Here is a 2,753-nt window from a genome sequence, read left to right as displayed (position 1 = left end):
TCAAAGAGGAAGTTGGAACCGATGACATCATCAGGATAGTGATGTTTCAACAAGGAGCTAAAGTATGAAAGTTTGGCAAAAGATTAACAATATGATGTTAACGTTTCATTCCAAGGAAGACATCCTTGACTGGATGATCTGCAACAAAATTTGTCCGGTTGGCATCATAGAACACGTTGGAGACGATGATTCTATGTTTGAAGCCTTCGCCGAGAACCACTGTAGTGAATATACTGAGTGCGGTCTCAAGTGCTACCAGGCGTTTTTGGACAAGGACTACCCAAGCGATTTTGTTGTAAATGTAGTTGACGGATTTAAGGACACGATTGAAGAACTGATCCAAACTTTTGACGTCACAGTAGGCAAGTTACTGCATTCCAGGGATACCTTATACAATCTACTGGACGACATTGAAGCGGTAAAGGAGTTCGTTGAAAACGAACAGGCAAAAGAAGGATAAGACGGAGGGTTCGACCATGGTCATCGTTAATGTTTTGGGCGGCATCATGCTCGTTATTTGTGGGATTATGTTCATTTACTATGCTTCCTTGCTTGTGCTGATGTGCTATGACGAACGAAAAGAAGAGCTGCGCAGGCAAAAAGAAGATTTAGAGGAGCGGGAGGAATTTGAAGGCATCCGGGATGATTGGACTTGGTCGCCGGAACAATGGGATAGGTTTTTGGAGATAGAGGAAAAGTTTAGAAAAGCAGTAGAAGAAAGTAAAGGGAAAAACGTTCCCCCTGGGACACATCATTGAGAGGTGTGGGGGATCCTGTTACTAACACTGTAACACAAAGAGAGGAGAGCGAAAATGTGGATTGCGTTATATTTCATGATAGGTTTTACGGTTACGTACTATTTCGTAAAAGCGATTAAAGATGCAGGAGACTCGAAATGATCTGGATTACAATTGGAAGCCTTGTGGGGTTGGTTGTAGTTAGCTTTATCGTACAGGAGATTGTGGACAGAAGAAAGATGGCTCGCTTAATAGAGAGAACTTTAACAAATTCGCACGATTTAGTCAGACAAATTATAAAAGAATCGGGAGGCATGGAAGCAAATGAGCAGGAAGTTGCTGACGATCAAGGACGCTAACGATTGTCCAGTATGCGAGGAATGGAGTTTGGTCGTATTTGAAGACACTAACATGAGCACAGAAACAGACAGGGCCTTAGTCGTGTTCTGTCGGTTCTGTCACTACGAAGAAACGATCATGCGCCCGAAAAACGAATCGTGGAGCAGGTCGATCAACGCAGCAGTAAGGAGATGGAATAAAAATGGAATGTCTTAACGTGGAACAACAACTATCAGAACGTTTGGAGGCTGAGCTGGAACGAGCCAAGCGCCAAAACGATCACCGCACTATCCGTGTCCTGCTACGCATAAAGCACGGCATGGTCTATGGGCCCAAAGAAACTTGGAGGCCAAAACTGAAAGAGGACTGGGATGATTGAGCAGAAGCTAAAAGACAAAACTCAACCAGCCAAGGCCATTGACAAGGAGAAGGTAAGTGGATTATAATATGAGAGGAGGTAAGGTATGAATAGCAAAAACATGGCAAAGCATTTGTCCAGAAAGCTCAAGGACTGGGTTCAGTCGATAGACGATCCGGTGGTTGCAAAAGTAGTCAGGGACAACGCTATCGTCACAGGCGGTGCATTGGTGTCGCTTCTTACGGGTGAGCCTCCGAACGATTATGATATTTATTTTAAGACGTTCGAGTCTTGTCTTGTTGTCGCAGATTATTATGCGAAAAAGTGGAACGAAATGTACCCCAACAAACCGCAGGTCACCATCAACCATGACGAGGACAAGCGTATCACCGCCTTTATTGAAAGTGTAGGGGTTGTTTTGGAGGACGGTGAAGACGGTATTGATGATGAGTCTGAGCCTGTTTACACTGATGACGACGAACCTGATGTGCAGGAAGTTGATGATAGGCCCAAGTACAGGCCAAGGTATTTTTCGACCAATGCTATTTCCTTGTCTGATAAGATCCAGTTAGTCATCCGGTTCTATGGTAGCGTTGAGGAAATTCATACAAACTATGATTTTGTCCATTGTACTTGTTCTTACGATTTCAAGGAGAATAAGGTTGATCTCCCGTCCAGAGCATTAGAGGCGATTATCACCAAAGAACTGTATTACATGGGTAGCAAGTATCCGTTGTGTAGCATTATCCGGTCACGTAAATTTATCCAAAGGGGCTGGTTCATTAACGCTGGCCAGTATCTTAAGATGTGTTTGCAGTTGAATGAACTTGATCTGAAAGACTTGGATGTCTTTGAAGATCAGCTCGCTGGGGTTGATAGCTATTACTTCAACCAAGCCATTAAAGCGATCAAGAAAGAACAAGAAAGCAATCCTGATTTCACAATCGACAATACCTATCTGTTTGAGATCATAAACAGAATCTTCTAAAAGAAAGAGGTGATGGTTATGCTCTGAACGGCGACTTAAACTGTATCGTTAAATAATAACATAATTAAAGGAGAACGACTTTATGAAAAAAGAAAATCATCTTGCAAGACTGAACGCAGCAAGACAATCCGGCAGGGTAGCGCAAGCGCCTAACTTCCAAGAAGCGATGAAGGGTATCAAGCAATACTCCGACCAGTTGAGTGGACTGGAAGCAGAAGACCTGAAAGAAATCGACGAGCTGATGGATAAGGTTGACAGCTTGGCAGGTATCTTTGATAAATACGCCAAGCTTCAAGAAAAGATGGTGTCACTCCAAGAGAACGCAGTCTTT

General features: G+C 43.3%; 5 protein-coding genes. All 5 read left to right on the top strand.

The features are described from left to right. Positions 1-64 precede the first annotated feature (64 nt). On the top strand, positions 65-460 hold the full coding sequence (locus tag GX181_10660; protein NLM72402.1) for a hypothetical protein: 396 nt from the start codon (positions 65-67) through the stop codon (positions 458-460). Between the two features lie 16 nt (positions 461-476). Then, positions 477-758, top strand: coding sequence for a hypothetical protein (locus GX181_10655; protein NLM72401.1), 282 nt, complete (start codon positions 477-479; stop codon positions 756-758). A gap of 137 nt (positions 759-895) precedes the next feature. Then, a complete protein-coding gene (locus GX181_10650; GenBank protein NLM72400.1) occupies positions 896-1,096 on the top strand; it encodes a hypothetical protein in 201 nt (66 codons plus the stop codon). Between the two features lie 444 nt (positions 1,097-1,540). Then, positions 1,541-2,422, top strand: a complete 882-nt coding sequence (locus tag GX181_10645; GenBank protein NLM72399.1) for a hypothetical protein — start codon at positions 1,541-1,543, stop codon at positions 2,420-2,422. 82 nt (positions 2,423-2,504) lie between these two features. Further along, positions 2,505-2,753 (top strand): hypothetical protein (locus GX181_10640; protein ID NLM72398.1); only part of this gene is annotated, 249 nt, incomplete at its 3' end.

This window comes from Synergistaceae bacterium (assembly GCA_012521675.1).
Classification (GTDB): domain Bacteria; phylum Synergistota; class Synergistia; order Synergistales; family Aminobacteriaceae; genus JAAYLU01.
This window is presented reverse-complemented; position numbering and strand designations above follow the sequence as displayed.

Coding starts and splice junctions, on each gene's coding strand:
- GX181_10645 (NLM72399.1), top strand. CDS start 1,541: ATGAATAGCAAAAACATGGCAAAGCATTTGTCCAGAAAGCTCAAGGAC.
- GX181_10650 (NLM72400.1), top strand. CDS start 896: ATGATCTGGATTACAATTGGAAGCCTTGTGGGGTTGGTTGTAGTTAGC.
- GX181_10660 (NLM72402.1), top strand. CDS start 65: ATGAAAGTTTGGCAAAAGATTAACAATATGATGTTAACGTTTCATTCC.
- GX181_10655 (NLM72401.1), top strand. CDS start 477: ATGGTCATCGTTAATGTTTTGGGCGGCATCATGCTCGTTATTTGTGGG.